General features: G+C 57.1%; 15 protein-coding genes. 13 read left to right on the forward strand and 2 right to left on the reverse strand.

The window, feature by feature from the left end; translation table 11 throughout:
- Positions 1-83 precede the first annotated feature (83 nt).
- From arsS to CLV44_RS00620, 7 genes are read left to right on the forward strand one after another with little or no spacing between them, the layout of a single operon-like run.
- Positions 84-1043 (forward strand): arsenosugar biosynthesis radical SAM (seleno)protein ArsS, encoded by a 960-nt coding sequence (gene arsS, locus CLV44_RS00590; RefSeq protein ID WP_106590162.1) that lies wholly within the window; start codon positions 84-86, stop codon positions 1041-1043.
- Between the two features lie 3 nt (positions 1044-1046).
- On the forward strand, positions 1047-3194 hold the full coding sequence (locus tag CLV44_RS00595) for an FAD-dependent oxidoreductase (protein WP_106590163.1): 2148 nt from the start codon (positions 1047-1049) through the stop codon (positions 3192-3194).
- On the forward strand, positions 3191-4006 hold the full coding sequence (locus tag CLV44_RS00600) for a sterol desaturase family protein (RefSeq protein ID WP_106590164.1): 816 nt from the start codon (positions 3191-3193) through the stop codon (positions 4004-4006). Before CLV44_RS00595 ends, CLV44_RS00600 begins: the two co-directional genes overlap by 4 nt.
- The gene (locus tag CLV44_RS00605; RefSeq protein ID WP_106590165.1) at positions 3993-4766 is read left to right on the forward strand and encodes a TIGR04283 family arsenosugar biosynthesis glycosyltransferase; all 774 of its coding nucleotides are present in this window, start codon (positions 3993-3995) and stop codon (positions 4764-4766) included. The genes CLV44_RS00600 and CLV44_RS00605 overlap by 14 nt, the downstream gene beginning before the upstream one ends.
- Positions 4766-5395 (forward strand): TIGR04282 family arsenosugar biosynthesis glycosyltransferase, encoded by a 630-nt coding sequence (locus CLV44_RS00610; protein ID WP_106590166.1) that lies wholly within the window; start codon positions 4766-4768, stop codon positions 5393-5395. The genes CLV44_RS00605 and CLV44_RS00610 overlap by 1 nt, the downstream gene beginning before the upstream one ends.
- Positions 5392-6000, forward strand: a complete 609-nt coding sequence (locus tag CLV44_RS00615) for a sigma-70 family RNA polymerase sigma factor (protein WP_245912550.1) — start codon at positions 5392-5394, stop codon at positions 5998-6000. The genes CLV44_RS00610 and CLV44_RS00615 overlap by 4 nt, the downstream gene beginning before the upstream one ends.
- A complete protein-coding gene (locus tag CLV44_RS00620; protein WP_106590168.1) occupies positions 5987-6175 on the forward strand; it encodes a zf-HC2 domain-containing protein in 189 nt (62 codons plus the stop codon). Before CLV44_RS00615 ends, CLV44_RS00620 begins: the two co-directional genes overlap by 14 nt.
- On the opposite strand, the gene CLV44_RS00625 is transcribed toward CLV44_RS00620, so the two are convergent.
- Complete coding sequence (locus CLV44_RS00625) at positions 6176-7273, reverse strand: tRNA-queuosine alpha-mannosyltransferase domain-containing protein (protein ID WP_106590169.1); 1098 nt, start codon at positions 7271-7273, stop codon at positions 6176-6178. It lies immediately after the preceding gene.
- A gap of 109 nt (positions 7274-7382) precedes the next feature.
- Here CLV44_RS00625 and CLV44_RS00630 point away from each other — a divergent pair, with 109 nt between their 5' ends.
- The 6 genes from CLV44_RS00630 (at position 7383) to CLV44_RS00655 (ending at position 17427) form a co-directional block, all read left to right on the forward strand.
- A complete protein-coding gene (locus tag CLV44_RS00630; protein ID WP_106590170.1) occupies positions 7383-8081 on the forward strand; it encodes an SDR family oxidoreductase in 699 nt (232 codons plus the stop codon).
- 65 nt (positions 8082-8146) lie between these two features.
- Entirely contained in the window at positions 8147-11554 is a 3408-nt protein-coding gene (locus CLV44_RS00635; RefSeq protein ID WP_106590171.1) for a GGDEF domain-containing phosphodiesterase, read from the forward strand.
- A 113-nt stretch (positions 11555-11667) separates the two neighbouring features.
- Positions 11668-14556, forward strand: a complete 2889-nt coding sequence (locus CLV44_RS00640; protein WP_245912560.1) for a bifunctional diguanylate cyclase/phosphodiesterase — start codon at positions 11668-11670, stop codon at positions 14554-14556.
- A gap of 82 nt (positions 14557-14638) precedes the next feature.
- The gene (locus CLV44_RS00645; protein WP_106590173.1) at positions 14639-15769 is read left to right on the forward strand and encodes a hypothetical protein; all 1131 of its coding nucleotides are present in this window, start codon (positions 14639-14641) and stop codon (positions 15767-15769) included.
- A complete protein-coding gene (locus tag CLV44_RS00650) occupies positions 15753-16661 on the forward strand; it encodes a metal ABC transporter substrate-binding protein (protein WP_245912551.1) in 909 nt (302 codons plus the stop codon). The genes CLV44_RS00645 and CLV44_RS00650 overlap by 17 nt, the downstream gene beginning before the upstream one ends.
- The gene (locus tag CLV44_RS00655; RefSeq protein WP_106590175.1) at positions 16648-17427 is read left to right on the forward strand and encodes an ABC transporter permease family protein; all 780 of its coding nucleotides are present in this window, start codon (positions 16648-16650) and stop codon (positions 17425-17427) included. The genes CLV44_RS00650 and CLV44_RS00655 overlap by 14 nt, the downstream gene beginning before the upstream one ends.
- On the opposite strand, the gene CLV44_RS00660 is transcribed toward CLV44_RS00655, so the two are convergent.
- Positions 17388-17954 carry a DUF3299 domain-containing protein gene (locus CLV44_RS00660; RefSeq protein ID WP_106590176.1) on the reverse strand — a complete coding sequence of 189 codons (567 nt, stop codon included), beginning with the start codon at positions 17952-17954 and terminating at the stop codon, positions 17388-17390. The two genes, CLV44_RS00655 and CLV44_RS00660, sit on opposite strands and share 40 nt — an antisense overlap.
- Positions 17955-17965: the final 11 nt, after the last annotated feature.

Raw genomic sequence — 17965 nt, forward strand, 5'->3', positions numbered from 1 at the left:
GTGCCACGTATACAGGAGCAACGGGTGTAAGGAATCACCTGTTCAAGCGACTAAGCTGTAACACGACGACTGGAGACCCCGCCATGCACGAGATGTTGCCCCGCCTGATCGCCACCGACTTTCCGCCGCTGCGCCGAGGGCGGTTGACCACCTTACAGGCCAATATCACTTACCGGTGTAACCAGTCGTGCCTGCATTGCCATGTGGCCTCCAGTCCTCGCCGGACCGAGGAGATGAGTCGGGACACCATGCTGCAACTGCTGGCGCTGATTGATCAGCAGGGGATCGAGACGCTTGATTTGACCGGTGGCGCACCGGAGCTCAATCCGCATTTTCGTGATCTGGTAGGTGCCGCCCGCCAGCGCGGCCTCAGGGTGATCGACCGCTGTAATCTCACCATTTTGAGTGAGCCAGGCCAGGAGGATCTGGCAGCGTTTCTGGCTGAACAGCGGGTAGAAGTGGTGGCTTCCCTGCCTTGTTATCTGGAGGACAATGTCAACGTCCAGCGCGGCGATGGTGTGTTTGCTGCCAGCCTTGACGGCTTGCGTCAGCTCAATGCGCTGGGCTATGGCGAGCCGGGCACGGGCTTGATGCTGAATCTGGTTTACAACCCCCAGGGGCCCAGCCTGCCACCGCCTCAGGCTGAACTGCAACAGGCATACCAGCGTGAACTGCTGCAACGCTACGGCATCCGCTTCAACGAGCTGTTCACGATTACCAATATGCCGATTCAACGTTTTGGCAGTACGCTGGTTTCCAAAGGCCAGTTTGACAGCTATCTGCAGCTGTTGAAGGCGCAGTTCAATGCTGACAGCCACGATAACGTGATGTGCCGCAGTCTGCTTTCTGTTGATTGGGATGGTCGCGTCTATGACTGTGATTTCAATCAGCAGCTGCGGCTCAATCTGGGTAACCGGCACCAACCGGTCCACCTTGATGAGCTGTTGCAGCGCAACCTTGAAGGGGAGCCCATTGCCGTTGCCGATCACTGTTATGGCTGCACGGCCGGGCAGGGATCAAGCTGTGGCGGCGCGCTGGAGTAGATGATGAATAAACGCTGGCTGTTGCTCATCGTGCTTGTTGCCTTGGCAGTGCTGGCTTGGCAGTCAGGCTGGCTGGAGCAGTTACAGCTGGCCAACCTCAAGCAACATCAGGCTGAATTGATCTTTTGGCGTGATGCCAACCCCGGGCTGGCCAGTTTGCTGTTTTTTATCTTTTACGTGACCGTTGCTGCTCTGTCGCTGCCGGGCGCAGCCGTGATGACGCTGGCAGCCGGTGCGCTGTTCGGGCTTTGGTGGGGGCTGTTACTGGTCTCGTTTGCCTCGACGCTGGGGGCGACGCTGGCGATGTGGGTGGCGCGTTATCTGGTGCGAGATCAGGTGCGCCACCGTTTCGCCCAGCGGATGCAGACCCTGGATGAGGGCATTCGGCGTGACGGACCGTTTTACCTGTTTACCCTGCGGCTGGTGCCGATCTTTCCTTTTTTCGTAATCAATCTGCTGCTGGGCCTGACGGCCATGCCGACGCGTACCTTTTGGTGGGTTAGTCAGCTCGGCATGCTGCCGGGCACCCTGGTATACGTCAACGCCGGAACTCAATTGGCACAGATCGATGCCTTGTCGGCCATTTTTTCGCCCGGCCTGATCGGGGCTTTTGTCATGCTTGGCCTCTTTCCGTTGCTGGCACGCAAGCTGGCGGACGGTGTGCGTACCCGTCGAGTCTATGCCCGCTGGAACAGGCCTGCACGGTTCGACCGTAATCTGGTGGTGATCGGGGCTGGCAGTGCCGGTTTGGTCAGTGCGTACATTGCCGCCACGGTGAAGGCCAGGGTAACGCTGGTGGAGCGGGACCGGATGGGCGGTGATTGCCTCAATACCGGCTGCGTACCCTCCAAGGCATTGATTCGTGCCTCGCGGGTGGCGCATGAGGTTGCCCATGCCGACCGTTACGGTCTCCGGGCTGAACCACCACAGGTTGATTTCGCACGCGTGATGGCGCGGGTGCAAGAGGTGATTCGCGATATTGAACCACACGACTCCATCGAGCGTTATACCGAGTTGGGTGTAGACGTGTGTCAGGGGCGTGCGCGACTGATTTCGCCCTGGGAGGTTGAAATTGAAGCCGCCGATGGCAGTCAGCAGCGATTGACGACCCGCTCGATCATCATCGCCAGCGGTGCCCGGCCTCGGGTGCCGGAGCTGCCGGGGCTTGCCGCAACCGATTACCTGACCTCCGATACCCTGTGGCAGCTGACCGCACTGCCCAAACGGCTGCTGGTGCTGGGCGGCGGTCCTGTTGGCTGTGAACTGGCGCAGGCTTTTCGGCGTTTGGGTGCCGAGGTGACGCTGGTACAGCGGGCAGCGCAGTTGCTGCCACGGGAGGATGGGGACGTGGCCGAAGTGGTGCTGCAACGTTTTCAGGCCGAAGGTATCAAGGTTCTGCTGCAGACCGAAGCCGTGCGGGTTGACGGGCACGGCACGCTGATCGTGCGCAGTGAGGCGGGTGAGCAACCGCTGGCGTTTGATCGTATGCTGCTGGCGCTGGGCCGCGTGGCCAACACGGACGGGCTGGGGCTGGACGCGCTGGGCATCGAACCGGAGCCGGGACGCACGCTGGCAACCGATCCGTTTCTGGCGACCCGTTTCCCCAATATATTCGCCTGTGGCGATGTGGCGGGTCCGTGGCAGTTTACCCATACGGCATCGCATCAGGCCTGGTATGCGGTGGTGAATGGGCTGCTTGCGCCGCTGAAGCGTTTTCGGGTCGAATCCCGCGTAATTCCCTGGGCGACCTTTACCGATCCTGAAGTGGCAAGGGTCGGGTTGTCCGAAGCCGAAGCTCGGCAGCAAGGTATCGCCTATGAGGTGACGCGCTATGCATTATCGGACCTGGACCGTGCCATTGCTGACGGTCGCACGGCCGGCTTCGTCAAGGTACTTACGCCACCGGGCAAGGACCGTATCCTCGGTGTGACTCTGGTGGGGGCGCAGGCCGGCGAGTTGATTGCCGAGTGGGTGCTGGCGATGAAACACAATATCGGTTTGAACAAGCTGCTCGGGACGATCCATATCTATCCGACGCTGGCTGAAGCTAACCGTTTCACGGCTGGGGAGTGGAAGCGGAACCATGCGCCTGCCTGGGTGTTCCCTTGGCTGGCGCGTTACCATCGCTGGCGGCGGAAGGAGGGTACATGACGTATGAAGTGATCCTGCGCCTCGGGGTGTTTGTAGTAATTCTGGGCGGTTGTGCCCTGCTGGAATGGCTCCGGCCGCGTCGCCGCTGGCGCTGTGCCAAGCGGCCACGCTGGGTGGCCAATCTGTCATTGACGCTGCTCAGTACGGTCCTGGCTCGGCTGACCCTGGGGGCGTTTGCAGTGACGGCAGCCGTGTGGGCCGGCGAGCATGGAGTTGGGGTGTTCAACTGGCTGGACGTGCCGGGCTGGATGGCGTCAGGTCTGGCACTGGTGTTGTTGGACGGTGCTATCTGGCTGCAGCATTGGTTCAGCCACCGTGTGCCACTGTTGTGGCGGCTGCATCGGGTCCATCATACCGACCCGGAGCTGGATGTGACCACGGCACTGCGTTTCCATCCGCTCGAGATCGGTCTGTCATTGCTCTACAAGGCGAGCTTTGTGGTGTTGTTGGGCGTCCCTGTTGCGGCGGTGGTGCTGTTCGAGTTGCTGCTGAATGCGTCGGCCCTCTTCACGCATGCCAATATTTACATCCCCCGTTCGCTGGATCGTCGCCTGCGCTGGCTGTTCTGCACCCCGGACATGCACCGTATCCACCATTCCGTGATCGCTGAGGAAACCAACAGCAACTACGGTTTCTGTTTGTCGATCTGGGATCGGCTGTTTGCGACCTACCGTCAGCAGCCACAAGTGGGCGTGGAATCAATGCAGCTGGGGCTGCGCGAGTTTACGGATCCTGATCAGTTGGGTGTTCTGCCGCTGCTGGTGCAGCCACTGAAACAGGTCGAACAGAGGTGTCGTCATGTTGCCGACTGAAATTCGACCGCTCAAGCTCAGCGTGATTGTACCGGTGCTCAACGAAGCGATGATGATCGAACCTCAACTGCGCGCGTTGCAGTGGGTACGCACTACCGGTGTGGCAGAGCTGATTCTGGTAGATGGTGGCAGTACCGATGCAACGGCCGTGCGCGCCTTGCCCTGGGTTGACCGGCTCGTCACGAGTGTACCGGGGCGAGGGCTACAGATGAATGCCGGTGCTCGGCAGGCGCGTGGTGAGGTATTGCTGTTTCTGCATCTTGATACCGACCTCCCGGTTACGGCACCGCTGCTCATGGATGGGTTGGATGCCTCAGGCTGGGGCCGGTTTGATGTCCGCATTCGTGGCCGTCATTCGATGCTGCCCGTGGTTGCCGCGATGATGAATCTGCGCTCGCGACTGACCGGCATTGCTACCGGTGATCAGGCAGTGTTTGTGCATCGGGCCCTGTTCGAACGGGTCGGCGGCTTTCCCGAGCAGCCGTTGATGGAAGATATCGAGCTGAGCAAACGGCTGAAACGGATCAGCAGACCCCGCTGCCTGCGCGCCAAGGTGATGACCTCCGGGCGGCGTTGGGATCAGCATGGCCTGTGGCGCACGATCAGGTTGATGTGGTCGCTGCGTTTTGATTACTGGCGCGGGGTCAGTCCGGCGGTGCTGGCACAACGTTACGGTTACACCGAAGCCAGTCAGGCGCAGGCGGTGAAGCCGGTGCAGTCAGCGACCGGTCGTCCGCCAACGATTGGCAGTGGGCACTGATGGTCGCGCTGGCGATCATGGCCAAGGCACCGGTGCCGGGGTTCTGCAAGACCCGCCTGATGCCTGCTTTGGGTGCAGAAGGTGCGGCACGGTTACAGGCCTGGCTGCTGCAACATAGCCTGGCAGTGGCCCGTGCCAGCGGGTTACGGCCTTTGCAGCTGTGGGCTGCGCCGGATATTGAGCATCCGCTGTTTCAGGCCTTGGCGCGGCCGGGTGATGTTCGGTTGCAGGCGCAGTTTGGCCATGACTTGGGTATGCGCATGTTATATGTCTTTACCCGGGCGCAGGGTCCGCTATTGTTGATCGGTACTGACTGCCCGCCGCTGACGCCAGCACTGTTGCTTGAGTGTGCAGCCTGTCTTGAGACCCATGATGCGGTGTTCCTGCCCGCTGAGGATGGCGGCTATGCACTGATCGGTTTGCAGCAACCGCAGCCTGAGCTGTTTGTCGGTATCGACTGGAGTACGGAGCGGGTGATGGCACAGACCCGTGAACGACTGACGGCCTTGGGCCTGCGCTGGCAGGAGCCTGCAGTTGTCTGGGATCTGGACCGGCCTGAAGACTTGCAGCGATTGCCGCCTGGGCTATTGACGGCCGCGCTGGAATCGCCATTGGAGACTGAATGTTGAGTGAGAGTACAAACCGAACACCGCTGAGCGAGGATGACGTGCAACAACGGCTGCATGCACTTCGTCCCAGGCTGCAGGCGTTTGCCCGGTTGCAACTGGGAGATGAGACGCACGCGGAAGATCTGGTGCAAGAGGCGCTTATAGCCGCCTGGGAAGGGCTGGAGCGTTTTTCCGGCAACGCTAAGCTGGAAACCTGGGTGTTCGGCATTCTGAAACACAAACTGGTGGACGAAATCCGCCATCGCCGTCGTGAGCAGACTACCGGCTTCGATCCCGATGACCTGCCCGAGATCGACGGCCTGTTCAATTCCCGTGCCCACTGGCTACCGGCGGCACGACCACAAAAATGGCATGACCCCGAGCAGGCCTGTCTGCAGGATGGCTTTTGGCAGGTATTCGATTTCTGCGTGCTACACCTTCCCAACAGTACTGCTCGGGTATTTTCCATGCGCGAGTTGATGGGGCTGGAAACGGCCGAGATCTGTGCCGCACTGGATATCAGTGAACAGAACTGCTGGGTCATGCTGCACCGTGCCCGGCTCAAATTGCGTGCCTGTCTTGAAAACGGCTGGTTCGGCAAGGAGGAAAACAATGCAGTCGTGTAAACGTGCTACCGAACTGATGTCACAGCAGCTCGACCGCGAGCTGTCAGCCAGTGAAAAACTTGGCCTGAAGATGCACCTGCTAATGTGCCGTCACTGCCGCAAGTGTGAGCAGCAGCTGGGCATCATCCATCAACTCTGTGCCCGTCGTGGCGATACGCCGCCGGACGGGGAGTGATCAAACGCGGGGAGCCGCCAGCGTATACGTCATCGCGTGGCGATAGGTTGAGGTGAGGGACGACCACCCGAGTGCGCTGATGTCGGGACAGGGGAGTGGCTGGCCTGCCGCCTTGCTTGAGGCCAGTGCAGCGATCTGCTCGGCCAGTGCTTCGGCCTCATTGTCAGTGGCATAGCGATACTCGGCGGCAAACAGCTCGGTGTAGGCCAGCCGGTCCGGCACTACCGGTGTACAGCCTGCGGCGACCCCTTCCAGCACGGCAATGCCTTGATAATCATGCAGCGCCGTTGACAGTACTACATCCCCCTGTTGCAACAGCCTGCGATAGTCGTCCACGGACTCGATATGGCCCCAGTGTCCCAGGTTATCACCTTGCTGTAGCTGGGCACGAATATGATCGAACAGGTCCGGGGTGTGACGGAACTGCTGGCCGACCACATGCAAGGTGAATGCAATTTGGCGCTGCTGCATGGCCGTGATTGCCGCCAGCAGTTGTTCGGGGCCTTTATCGAACTCCCAGCGGTGGTTCCAAATCAGCTGCAACGGCCCGTTTTGCGGTGTGTGTGGCAGAAAAACCTGGTCCGGCAGCGGCACCGGCACCACCTGCGAGCGCGCCTCTATTCTCTCCACCAATCCAGTGGGTACTTGATCCGGTAATTTACGTAGCAACGAGCGGGCTCCGTCGAGCAGGGTGCGGCGGTTGAAGTCGGAATTGAACAGTACATGATCGGCCGCCAAGGCGTTGTACAGGTTCAGCATCTGTGGCTCGACGCTCTTGAATTCACGGCCCGACGCCGGGTAGGCAAACTGGTTTTCGTGGAAATAGACCAATGTCGGAATTGCCGCTAGGGTGGGCACCAGGCCTCGCAGGCCGGTCAGATCAACCATTGAAGTGGCGATGACCAGATCGTATGAGGCTTGCAGTGTTGCCCGCTCGTTGAATGCCCAGCTGAGACTGTTGCCACGAATGCGCCAGGCAAAATAGCGGGGAGGGAGCGTCAGTGTGGTCCAGTCGTGATCTGGAAAGGCGTTGACCAGTCCCTCACGCCAGTAACGGTGGCTGACGGCGTCGTAGGCGGACAAAAGCAGAATGCGCATGTTACAGGCTCCCGGAATCGAAGCGCGGATTGTGCCAGAGAGTGGTGGAACTTGTCAGATGCACACGGGGCTGCTTGACTGAGGGTAATCCTCACTGGGAGTACGTCAGATGTCAGGAACTGTTTTGATTACCGGCTGTAACCGGGGCCTGGGTCTCGAATTTGCCTATCAATACGCCCGCGATGGTTGGCAGGTTCATGCCTGTGCGCGTGACCTGGTGCATGCCGAAGACCTGCAGGCGCTTGAAGCCCGTTTTCCCGATCTCGTACATTTGCACACACTTGATGTGAACAAGGATGGTCAGATCAAGGCGCTTGACCGGGTGCTGGGTGATGAAACCATTGACCTGCTGATCAATAATGCCGGTTATTACGGCCCCAAAGGGGTGTGCTTTGGCAAGGTTGAGCGTGAACTCTGGCGTCAGGTGCTGGAGACCAACACCTTGAGCCCATTGATGATGACGCAGGCGTTCTACCCGCGTGTGGCCACCAGCCGTTTGAAAACGGTGGTGTTTATGAGCAGTAAGGTTGGCAGTATCAGTGATAATCAGTCCGGTGGCGGTTATTACTACCGCAGCTCTAAAACCGCACTTAATCAGGTGGTGAAAAGCCTGGCGATTGACCTCAGTGGTGCCGGTATCAAAGTGGTTGCGCTGCATCCGGGCTGGGTACAGACGGACATGGGTGGGGAGAATGCGCTGATTACGCCTGAACAGAGTGTCAGTGCCATGCGTCAGTTGCTGCAGGGCTTAACGCTGGAGCAGAGTGGCGCGTTTCTGAACTATGAGGGCACCGTGATCGATTGGTAGTGTCCCCCTTCAGTCTGGAGTAAAGTGATTGTATCCAGGAAGGAACGCACACGGAGTCAAAGTGAATGATGCCCCCTAAACAGTTTCAGTCCGTTCGCTATGTCATGCTGTATCTACTGTTCGGGCTGCTGTGGATCCATGGATCGGATACGATTATTGCTCTACTGGTCTCGGATGTAGATGCTTTCGAGTGGATCAGTCGCTTGAAAGGCAGTGTATTTGTTGCCATCAGTGGCGGCTTTTTATATCTGGCGCTGGTGAGGTGGCCCGCGCCGGTTGATCGCCTGTTTTTACAGGGGCGTGCCCAGTGGTGGATCGTGCTCGGCCTATTGCTGCTGGTGTTTATCATGCCGTTGGTGGGTGGTGCTCTGGTGCATTGGTTCGACAGTGCTCAGGCAGTGGATGGCCATCACCTGCCGTTGTCCCTGTTGGCCGGTGTTGCTGCAATGGTGCTGTCCGGCCTGCTTATTACGCTTTATCGTCGCCAGCTGCAGTATCGCTTTTCTCGCCTTGCGGCCCGGGAAACCTTACGCCGCGAGGAGTTGCTGGCTCGATTTTTCGATATGCCCTTCATGGGGATGGCATTAACCGACCCCGGCAATGGCAAGTGGTTAAAGGTTAATACCAGTCTTGAAGCGTTGCTGGGTTATGACGCCGACACCTTGTATCAGCGCGATTGGCAAAGCCTGACTCATCCGGATGACCTGCTGATTGATGAGGCCGAGTTTCACCGCTTGATCAGCGGTGATATCAATGCCTATCAACTGGAAAAACGTTTTATTCATGCCAATGGTCATGTTGTACCTGTCCGTATTTATATCAAACTGTTACGTGACAGCGTCGGTGCTCCCGAATACAGTATTTGCATGGTTCAGGATCTGACCCGTGAGCGGGCGGACCGGCAGGCGTTGCAGCGGCAATCTGATCTTTACAATATGCTGTCGCGCATTAACCAGTTGACCTTGTACAGCCGCTCCATTGATGAAGTATTGCAGTCAGCCTGCCGGATTGCGGTTGAAGAAGGTAAACTGCGGTTTGCCTGGATTGGCCGCTGTGACGAACAATCCAGGCTGGTTGAAGCGATTACCTATGCCGGTGATACAGCAACCGCAACCGGTTTTGATCAGCTGTTCACGATCTTTGCCCGCAACCCCGGGCAGGGGCTGAGTGAGCAGGCGGTCATGAACGGGCGCACGGAGGTGATCAACGACAGCTTGCAAGCCAGCCAATACCAGCCGTGGCATGACTTTTCCCGCCGCTTTCAATGCCTGTCAGCAATCGCGCTGCCGTTACGTCACAAGGGGCGCATTTTTGCCAACCTGACGCTCTATGCCGATACGGTCGACTTCTTCACACCGGCATTGGTGAATACGCTGGAGGAAATGGCCGGTGATATCGGTTTTGCGCTTGATACCATCACCCGTGATGAAGCACTTGAAGCGGCGAATCAGGTGATCAATTCAAGTCCGTTTGTGTTGATTCGCTGGCAGAACTCACCGGGCTGGCCGATTTTGTTTGTGTCCGACAATATTCGCAGCTGGGGCATAGAGCCGCAAACGCTGGTGGAGCATAGTGGTACCTTCGAAGCCTTTATCCACCCTGATGACCAACTGCAGATCGCCGATGATGTACACAGGTTTCTGCAGCAGGGCGAAACCACCTATACCCAAACCTACCGCCTCATCCTGCCGCAGAACGATACGGTTATCTGGGTAGAAGACAAAACCCATGTGTTACGGGATGCAAGCGGTGAGGTCGTTGGCCTTGAAGGTGTATTAATCGATATTACCGAACGGCGGCAGCAGGAAAGTCGTTTGCAGCAGGCCGTCGCTGTGATTCAGAGCACGCGTGAAGCGGTCCTGATAACAGGTGAAGATCAACAGATCGTTCAGGTGAATCCCGCATTCAGCGAGATGTTTGGCTGGTCAGAGGAAGCTCTGTCCGGCAAGACCCCTGCCGTGCTGCGCTCGGGTTGTCATGATGCCCGTTTCTACCGTGAGCTGTGGCAGCAGGTGAGTGCGCGCGGTCATTGGCAGGGTGAAATTATGAGCCGCCGACGCTCGGGTGAGGTCTTTCCAGCCCTGCTGAGTATCAGTCGCGTGTGCAGCGATACGGATGAGGTTACTCACTATGTGGGTGTCTACACTGATCTGTCACGATTGAAAGATAGCGAGTCTCGTCTTGAGCACCTGTCGACACATGATGCATTGACCGGCTTGCCCAATCGCAAGGCCTTGTTTCATGAGCTGGAATACTGTGGTCAATACAATCGGCGTCATGCACGCCTGTCAGCCTTGTTGATGCTTGATCTAGATAATTTCAGGGATATTAATGACAGTTACGGGCATTTGGAAGGTGATCGTCTGCTGTTGCAACTGGTTTCACGTCTGCGTCAGGGGCTTGATAAACATACGCATCTTTACCGGCTGGGCGGCGACGAATTTGCCGTGCTGTTGGAGGAAATCGAACATAGCAGTGATGCTGCACATGTCGTGACTGAACTGATGCGACAGCTGGCACCGGTCTTCCGTTTGGATGAGGGGTCCGATATCCGTGTCAGTGCCAGTTTCGGTATCAGTTTGATCGATACCACAGAGATGTCGCCCCAGGTGATTTTGCAGCAGGCCGATGCGGCCTTGTTCAAGGCCAAGGAGCAACGTGGCAGTCTGAGTTTCTTCAGCGATGACCTGACTACGGCTGTGCGGCGGCGGTTGGAGCTTGAGCAGCGCCTGCGGCGTGCGCTCGAACGGAAAGAGCTATGTCTGTATTACCAACCGCAATGGTCGATTGATGGTGCAGAGATGACCGGGGTGGAGGCCTTGATACGCTGGCAGGACCCTGAAAGGGGAATGATCCCGCCGGTGGAGTTCATTCCTGTTGCCGAGCAAAGCATCCTGATCGGTATGATTGGTCGGTGGGTGTTACATGAGGCGAGTGCACAGATAGCAGCTTGGCAGCGACAGGGGTTGGCAGTCCCGCGTGTAGCAGTCAACGTATCACCCCAGCAGCTACGCTATCATTACCTGCCGGATGAAGTGGCGGAGGTGCTGGAACAGACCGGTATTGCACCTGACCTTCTGGAGCTTGAACTGACGGAAAGTGCCTTGATGGCACCGGGCCAGGATACCGAAAAAATGCTCAATGCACTGCGGGCGTTAGGTGTGAGGCTGGCGATTGATGACTTTGGTACCGGTTATTCATCCTTGGCGTATTTGAAGCGTTTTCCGCTGGACCTGTTGAAAATTGATAAGTCGTTTACGGATGACTTGTTGGAAAGCAGCCAGGCACGGGCAATCGTTGAAACCATTATTGTGCTCGGCCATAAGTTGGGTCTGGGGGTGCTGGCTGAAGGCGTGGAATATGAAGCCCAGCGCTGTGAGCTGGAGCGGTTGGGCTGCCACCAGTTTCAAGGGTATCTCAAGAGTCGGCCGTTGTCGGTTGTCGAGCTTGAAGCCCTGCTCGCGGCAGATTGATCACGCCAAAGGTGTTGATCTGTAGCAAGATGAAGGAAGTCGGTCCAAGATTTGCCATCATGATGGCTGGGATACGGGCAGGTTTCGTGTACGATCAAATATTCGGCAAACTGATGTTTGATCCTTACAAGAGTACGTCCCCCATCGTGAGACGAGTCCCGTTGTTAATACCCCTCCATCCGGTAAGTGCCAATATCCTCTTGGCACTGGGTTATGTTTTGCTGGGGTTAGCCTGTTTACCAACAGGAATACATGAGCAGATTGTGCCGCTGTGGCTGCCTGCCGGGCTGGCGTTGGCTACTCTGTTGCGTGGTGGGCTGAAGTTCTTGCCGGGTGTCTGTTTGGGCAGTTTCATCGTTAATCTGATTATCCCTTCGTTGCATGGCCCTGTGGCATTGAACCATGTGCAGAGTGCCATGTTGATCGGCTCGGGCGCTGCCACGCAATCGGCACTGGCATATCTTTTGCTTAGGCGCTTTGGTGCCGACCCACTACTACCCACGCGTGAAAAGTGGATGTTGCCTTTTGTACTGTTCAGCGGGTTGTTGGTGTGTACCCTGAATGCAGTTTTCGGTACTTGGGTAGTGCAATCATTCAATCATTCCGGGGGCAGTCTTGGTTTTCTGCTTGATGCGACAAGCTGGTGGCTGGGTGACAGTTTCGGAGTCATTCTGGGCACTCCGTTGTTTCTATCCATCGCCAGCGTCTTTCGTAGGCAGTACCGACAACGCTCATGGCTGCTGCCGATACGTTTGAGCGGTGCGCTATTGGCGGTTGCCTTGATCAATCAATATTATCTTGCGCACCTGTCAGGGTTGCTGCAGCAGAGTTTCACTCAGGATGTGCAGTTGGTGGAAGCGCGCATCCAAGCCATCATTCAGCAGAACCTGCGTGAATTGTCCCGCCTTGGGCAGGCCTTGTCCGAATCTTCTGAACTGACACCGGCCACGTTTCATGATCTGGTCATGCCTGCATTTGCCAATAATCCGGCGCTTAGAGCCTATTCCTGGGATCCTCTGATTCCGAGTAGCCAGCGCCAGGCCTTTGAGCAGCATACGCGGCGTCTGCTGCAGTGGCCGGAATATCGAGTCTATGGCGAATCGCCAGACAGTCAGAGCATGTTGATTCCGGTACAGTTTGTTGAACCACTGGAATCGAATCGTCCGGCTCTGGGGTTCAACCTCTACTCTTTGGAAGACCGTCGGCGCTGGGTCGTATTGGCTCAGGCGCGAGGAGAGGCCGTAGCCACCGAAGTCTTGGCGCTGACGCAAGCGCCGGATGAGCCAGGTTTGTTGATCATGCAGCCGGTCTATCGCCTTGTTGGTGACGACCTATTGCAAAGTCAGCGCAAATTACACGGCTTTCTCGTTGGGGTGTTTACCGTCAGTCGGTTGCTGGATACCGCAATGACGAATCCCGGCAGTCGCAATATCGAACTCAGGGTCGCCGAAGCAGGCAAGTCGCCGTTTTACGATACATTGACGGCTGGTCGTTCCAATTTACATTTGCAGGACCAGTTCAAGGTATTGATTGCACAGCAGGAGTGGCGGGTCGATGCGGTTGCGGGGCCGGATTATCTGGCTGCTCATCCGGTGAGCCAAGCGCAATACCTGCAGGTATTGCTGGTGAGTATCGGTTGTCTTGGTGCCTTGTTGGTGCTGTCCATGCACAACCGCGAGCGCTTGCTGGAAGCGCGGGTGCAGCAGCAGACCGAGGACCTGGCCTGGCAGGCGCAACATGACGATCTGACCCGCTTACAGAACCGCAAGGGGCTTCAGGGTGCATTGGAAAGCTATCTGCAGGGTTCGGCTACTCCATTCGCCATGCTGTTTATCGACCTGGACCGCTTCAAACTGATTAATGACAGTCTGGGGCATCAGGTGGGTGATGGGCTACTGCAGACGCTCGCGGCTGAGTTGCAGCATCAGTTGCCTGCCGATACCCGGCTATTCCGCATGGGCGGGGATGAATTCATTCTGTTGGTGCCCGGCGATCAGTCGCGCGCGTTTACCGAAGCTCAACGCGTACTGCGGGTGGCGTCACAGTCGTTTGCGGTGGCAGAACACCAGTTGCAGGTGACCGCCAGCATCGGGATCAGCCTGTATCCGGAACATGGTGATACGGCCGACAGTCTGGTCAAGCATGCCGATACGGCCATGTACCGAGCCAAGGGACGAGGTAAAAACCGTTACGAATTATACACCGCAGAGTTGACCACAGATGCATTGCAGCACTTTTTGATTGAACAGCACCTACGCCAGGCGTTGCAGAAGAAACAGCTGATTTTGCACTATCAGCCGCAATATCGGCTGGACGATAAGCAACTGTGCGGGTATGAAGCGTTGGTGCGGTGGCAACATCCAGTGCATGGCTTACTGGGGCCTGACAAATTCATTCCACTGGCCGAAGAAACGCAATTAATTGTGCCTCTGGGCTGGCAAGTGATTGATATGGCTTGTCAGCAGTTGGCCATTTGGCTGCGACAGGGCAAGCATGTTCCGATTGTTGCCATCAACATATCACCACCTCAGCTGCTGCAGGCAGACTTTATTCAGCGTCTCAATCAGACGGTTGCCATGCATGGCCTGGAGCGTCACAGGCTGGAGCTGGAGGTGACCGAATCAATGATTATGCAGGATCCTGATTTCATCATTCAGCAGCTGCAACGTTTGCGATTATCCGGCTACCACCTGGCGCTGGATGACTTCGGCACGGGCTACTCTTCGCTGGACCGTATCAAACATTTGCCACTGCACCGACTCAAGATAGACAAGAGCTTTATTCGTGACATCGGCCGTAACCCCAAGGATGAGGCAGTGGTGATCACCATCATTGCGCTTGGTCGCAGTCTTGGGGTTGAAGTGCTGGCTGAAGGGGTGGAAACGGCGGCCCAGAGTGAGTTCTTGCGCCAGCATGGCTGCGCTAGTGTACAGGGGTATCTGTTTGGGCGGCCGCTTTCGGTTGAACAGTTGATGGTTAAAGAGGAGCAGGTGGCGGGATAGGGCTAAGTGCTCGCTCTGTTGATGTTATGTTATAACAAAGCTATCATGTTTGTTATATTGTAACCAAAGGCAGTAGTACATCATGACAAAAACGTCCCTTCGCTGGTTTATCCCACTTGCTTTTCTGGCCAGTACTCAAGCTCAGGCTGAGCTTCAGGCCCCTGACATCAGCCTTACGCTTGATGCCTATCACAAGTCCGACAGTACGGCCCTGGGTGGGCGCGTCGAAGGTTGGGGGCTAAGCCATACCGAGCTCGGTATTAGCCAGCAGTTTGGTTCTTTTGCCCGAGGCAAGTTCACCGCTGTGGCTGAGTCGAACAAGGAAGAAACCGATTTCAGTATCGAAGAAGCCTATCTGCAGTCATTGGCGTTGCCTGCGGGCCTGACTGTGCGAGGTGGTCGTTTTCTGGCCGATATAGGCTATCTTAATGGCCAGCACCCACATGCCGACAGCTTTACTGAGCGTCCGCTGCTGTATCGTGCCTTTCTGGGTGGGCACTATTATGATGATGGCCTGGGCTTGAGTATGGTCATGCCAACTGACCTGTACTGGCGTATCAGCGCCGAGGCATTCAAGGGCGATGAACTGGGTGAATTTGAGGCTGACCCGACCATCGGCACCTGGGCGTTGTCGACGACTGTTGGGGGGGATCTTTCTGCTACCCAAAGCTGGCAGGCCGGGTTCAGCTATTTGCGTAACCGCATGCTGGCCGAGGGCGAAGAAGAGCATGGACATGACCATGCCGACGAGCACGCGGGCCACAGCCACGGCGCTGAATACACCGGTAAGCATCTATATCTGGCAGATCTGGTGTGGAAGTGGGCACCGAAAGGCAATAACCGTGACCAGCAACTGACGCTTTCAGCCGAATATGCGCGGGTTAATGATCTTAATGAGTATGCCTCCGGTGATGACTACCACGAAGGCTGGTATGGTTCGGCGGTGTATCGTTTTGCACCGCAATGGAGCGCGGGTGTACGTCATGGACGCGTGGATCTGAAGCTTGGTCATGGTGACCATTTCCATGATGGTGCGTTGGAAGAAACGGTCGCCATGCTGGCCTGGAGCCCCAGCCATAGCCAGACAGTGCGTGTGCAGTATAGCCATCAGGATGCGGTGGAAGACTGGCATGGTACGTTCGCCGGAGCCGACAACGCCGTCACTTTGCAGTACATCATCAGTTTTGGTGCCCATGATGCGCATACCTTCTAAACGGGTTATGCCACTTGTGCTGGCGGCGGTTTTGCCGCTGCCGGCACAGGCGCTGACGCTGTTTGCCTGTGAGCCCGAGTGGGCGGCACTGGGGCAAATATTGGCACCGCAGGCTGATATCACCAGTGCGACCCATGCCTATCAGGATCCACACTATATAGAAGCCCGCCCCAGCCTTATTGCCCGGTTGCGTCGGACGGATCTGGCCATATGCAGTGGTGCCGCACTGGAGGCGGGCTGGTTGCCGGCACTGCAGCAGCGCGCCGCCAACCCGGTGGTACAGCCGGGTCGAGAGGGGATGCTGTTTGTGGCCGAACAGGTGGAGACCATCAATCAGATGGACCAAGTACCATTCGGTGCGGGTGATGTTCATCCTGAAGGCAATCCACACCTTCATCTGGACCCCGAGCGTCTGCGTCAGGCCGGTGCGGCGATGAGTCAGCGGTTGGCACAGGTTGACCCGGAAAGGGCCGCGCAATACCGCAGTCATTATTTGCGTTGGTCCATACGCTGGCAACAGCGGCTGGATGACTGGCATCAGCGTGCCCAACCTCTGCGCGGACAGATGATCGTAGTGCAACACAGTACCTTTGATTATTTCTGGCGCTGGCTTGGGATCGAGGTGATTGCCGATCTGGAACCCAAGCCTGGCGTACCGCCGACTCCCGGCCATCTGGCTGATCTGGTGACCCGCCTTGACGGCCAACGGCCATTGGCGATCGTTCACAGCTGGTATCAGAACCCGCAGAGTGCCCGGTGGTTGTCCGAACGCACGGGTATTCCGGTACTGGCCTTGCCTTCGACCATGGCGCCTGATGATGGTGTGGTAACGCCGGAGCAATTGTTCGATCACTTGCTGGATCGCCTGCTGGCGCAACATGATGCCCGTTGAATTTGCTGTTCTGCTGCCGCCTCTGGCTGCAGGGTTGTTGGTATTGAGCAGTCACCTGTTGCTGGGTGAGCAGGTACTTAAGCGAGGCATCCTGTTTATCGATTTGGCGGTAGCCCAGTTGGCTGCACTGGGCAGTTTGTTAGCACAGCAGTGGGGTACAACGTTAGCGATGGCCCCGCTGGGTGGTGTGTTGTTGGCAGTATCTGGAGCCGTGCTGATTGGTCACTGGGCGAGGATGTTTCCACAGCAACGTGAGGCTATTATCGGTTTGGTGTATGCCGGAGCGGCATCGGTATTATTGTTAGTGCTGGCCGCAGACCCTCATGCCGGGCACCGGCTTTCACGCAGCCTGAATGGTGATATTCTCTGGGTGGGCTGGTCTGAAATGTTGCCACTGGCACTGCTGACGCCGGTCTTCCTGCTGTTGTGGTGCCGGCGTGGTCACTGGCTGGCAGGGCGTGCATTTTATCCCTGTTTTGCACTGTTGGTCAGCCTGTCGGTACCGTTGCTCGGTGTTTATCTGGTGTTTGTCACTCTTATTGCTCCGGCCTTGGTTGGACAGTTGAGTGGCGGAGGCCGCAGTGCGGCGGTGCTGACTGGCGGCCTGGGGTATACGGCAGGTTTGGTTTGCGCCTGGTGGTTGGACTGGCCAGCGGGCGCCACCGTTGTGCTGGCCATATTAGCGACCAGCTGCAGTGGACTCATATTGGACCGCTTGTATCGCGGCTATTCGGCCGTCGGCTCTTCGTACTCGGGCAGTTCGTAAGGCGCTATCCGGTAGGCTTCCAATCGGTAGCCTGCCGTGCCTACCTCATGATTGAACACTTCAGTAGTCAAGAGGCCGCTGACCATTACGGCATCATAAAGGCTATCTACCCGTGTCCCGGGTGCATAATGCACGTCGATCATCTGGTTGGATGGGGGTGGCGGTACATGAATACAGGCACCGAAGTAGGGTACCAGAAAGAAGCGGTCAACCCGTTCGCCTTCTCCCTCCAGCGGCACCACGAAGCCTGGAATGCTGATCATGCGCCCATGCAGGGTTTCCACCACAGGTGCCGACGCCAACGATTGCAACAGCTCGTCATACATCCGCTGTGCCTTGTCGCTGTAATCATCCAACTGATCCAATTCCGGGTTGTTGTACATCTTTTCCAATGACAGTACATAATCTGCCGGCATCAGTACATCCCACTCTAGCTCAGGTGCTGTTTCACCGTTGACTATGACGTCATTGGCATGCACTGGCGGCAGGATTAGTAGAGCTGACAGCAAGAGAGTGAGTCGTTTCATTCGTGGGTCTC

The organism is Marinobacterium halophilum, assembly GCF_003014615.1.
Classification (GTDB): Bacteria; Pseudomonadota; Gammaproteobacteria; order Pseudomonadales; family Balneatricaceae; genus Marinobacterium; species Marinobacterium halophilum.

Excerpts from the sequence above, each read along its gene's own strand:
- CLV44_RS00610 (WP_106590166.1), top strand. The coding sequence starts at position 4,766 with ATGGTCGCGCTGGCGATCATGGCCAAGGCACCGGTGCCGGGGTTCTGC.
- CLV44_RS00630 (WP_106590170.1), top strand. The coding sequence starts at position 7,383 with ATGTCAGGAACTGTTTTGATTACCGGCTGTAACCGGGGCCTGGGTCTC.
- CLV44_RS00620 (WP_106590168.1), top strand. The coding sequence starts at position 5,987 with ATGCAGTCGTGTAAACGTGCTACCGAACTGATGTCACAGCAGCTCGAC.
- CLV44_RS00625 (WP_106590169.1), bottom strand. The coding sequence starts at position 7,273 with ATGCGCATTCTGCTTTTGTCCGCCTACGACGCCGTCAGCCACCGTTAC.
- CLV44_RS00640 (WP_245912560.1), top strand. The coding sequence starts at position 11,668 with ATGTTTGATCCTTACAAGAGTACGTCCCCCATCGTGAGACGAGTCCCG.
- CLV44_RS00660 (WP_106590176.1), bottom strand. The coding sequence starts at position 17,954 with ATGAAACGACTCACTCTCTTGCTGTCAGCTCTACTAATCCTGCCGCCA.
- CLV44_RS00655 (WP_106590175.1), top strand. The coding sequence starts at position 16,648 with ATGATGCCCGTTGAATTTGCTGTTCTGCTGCCGCCTCTGGCTGCAGGG.
- CLV44_RS00650 (WP_245912551.1), top strand. The coding sequence starts at position 15,753 with ATGCGCATACCTTCTAAACGGGTTATGCCACTTGTGCTGGCGGCGGTT.
- CLV44_RS00605 (WP_106590165.1), top strand. The coding sequence starts at position 3,993 with ATGTTGCCGACTGAAATTCGACCGCTCAAGCTCAGCGTGATTGTACCG.
- CLV44_RS00595 (WP_106590163.1), top strand. The coding sequence starts at position 1,047 with ATGAATAAACGCTGGCTGTTGCTCATCGTGCTTGTTGCCTTGGCAGTG.
- arsS (WP_106590162.1), top strand. The coding sequence starts at position 84 with ATGCACGAGATGTTGCCCCGCCTGATCGCCACCGACTTTCCGCCGCTG.
- CLV44_RS00645 (WP_106590173.1), top strand. The coding sequence starts at position 14,639 with ATGACAAAAACGTCCCTTCGCTGGTTTATCCCACTTGCTTTTCTGGCC.
- CLV44_RS00600 (WP_106590164.1), top strand. The coding sequence starts at position 3,191 with ATGACGTATGAAGTGATCCTGCGCCTCGGGGTGTTTGTAGTAATTCTG.
- CLV44_RS00635 (WP_106590171.1), top strand. The coding sequence starts at position 8,147 with ATGATGCCCCCTAAACAGTTTCAGTCCGTTCGCTATGTCATGCTGTAT.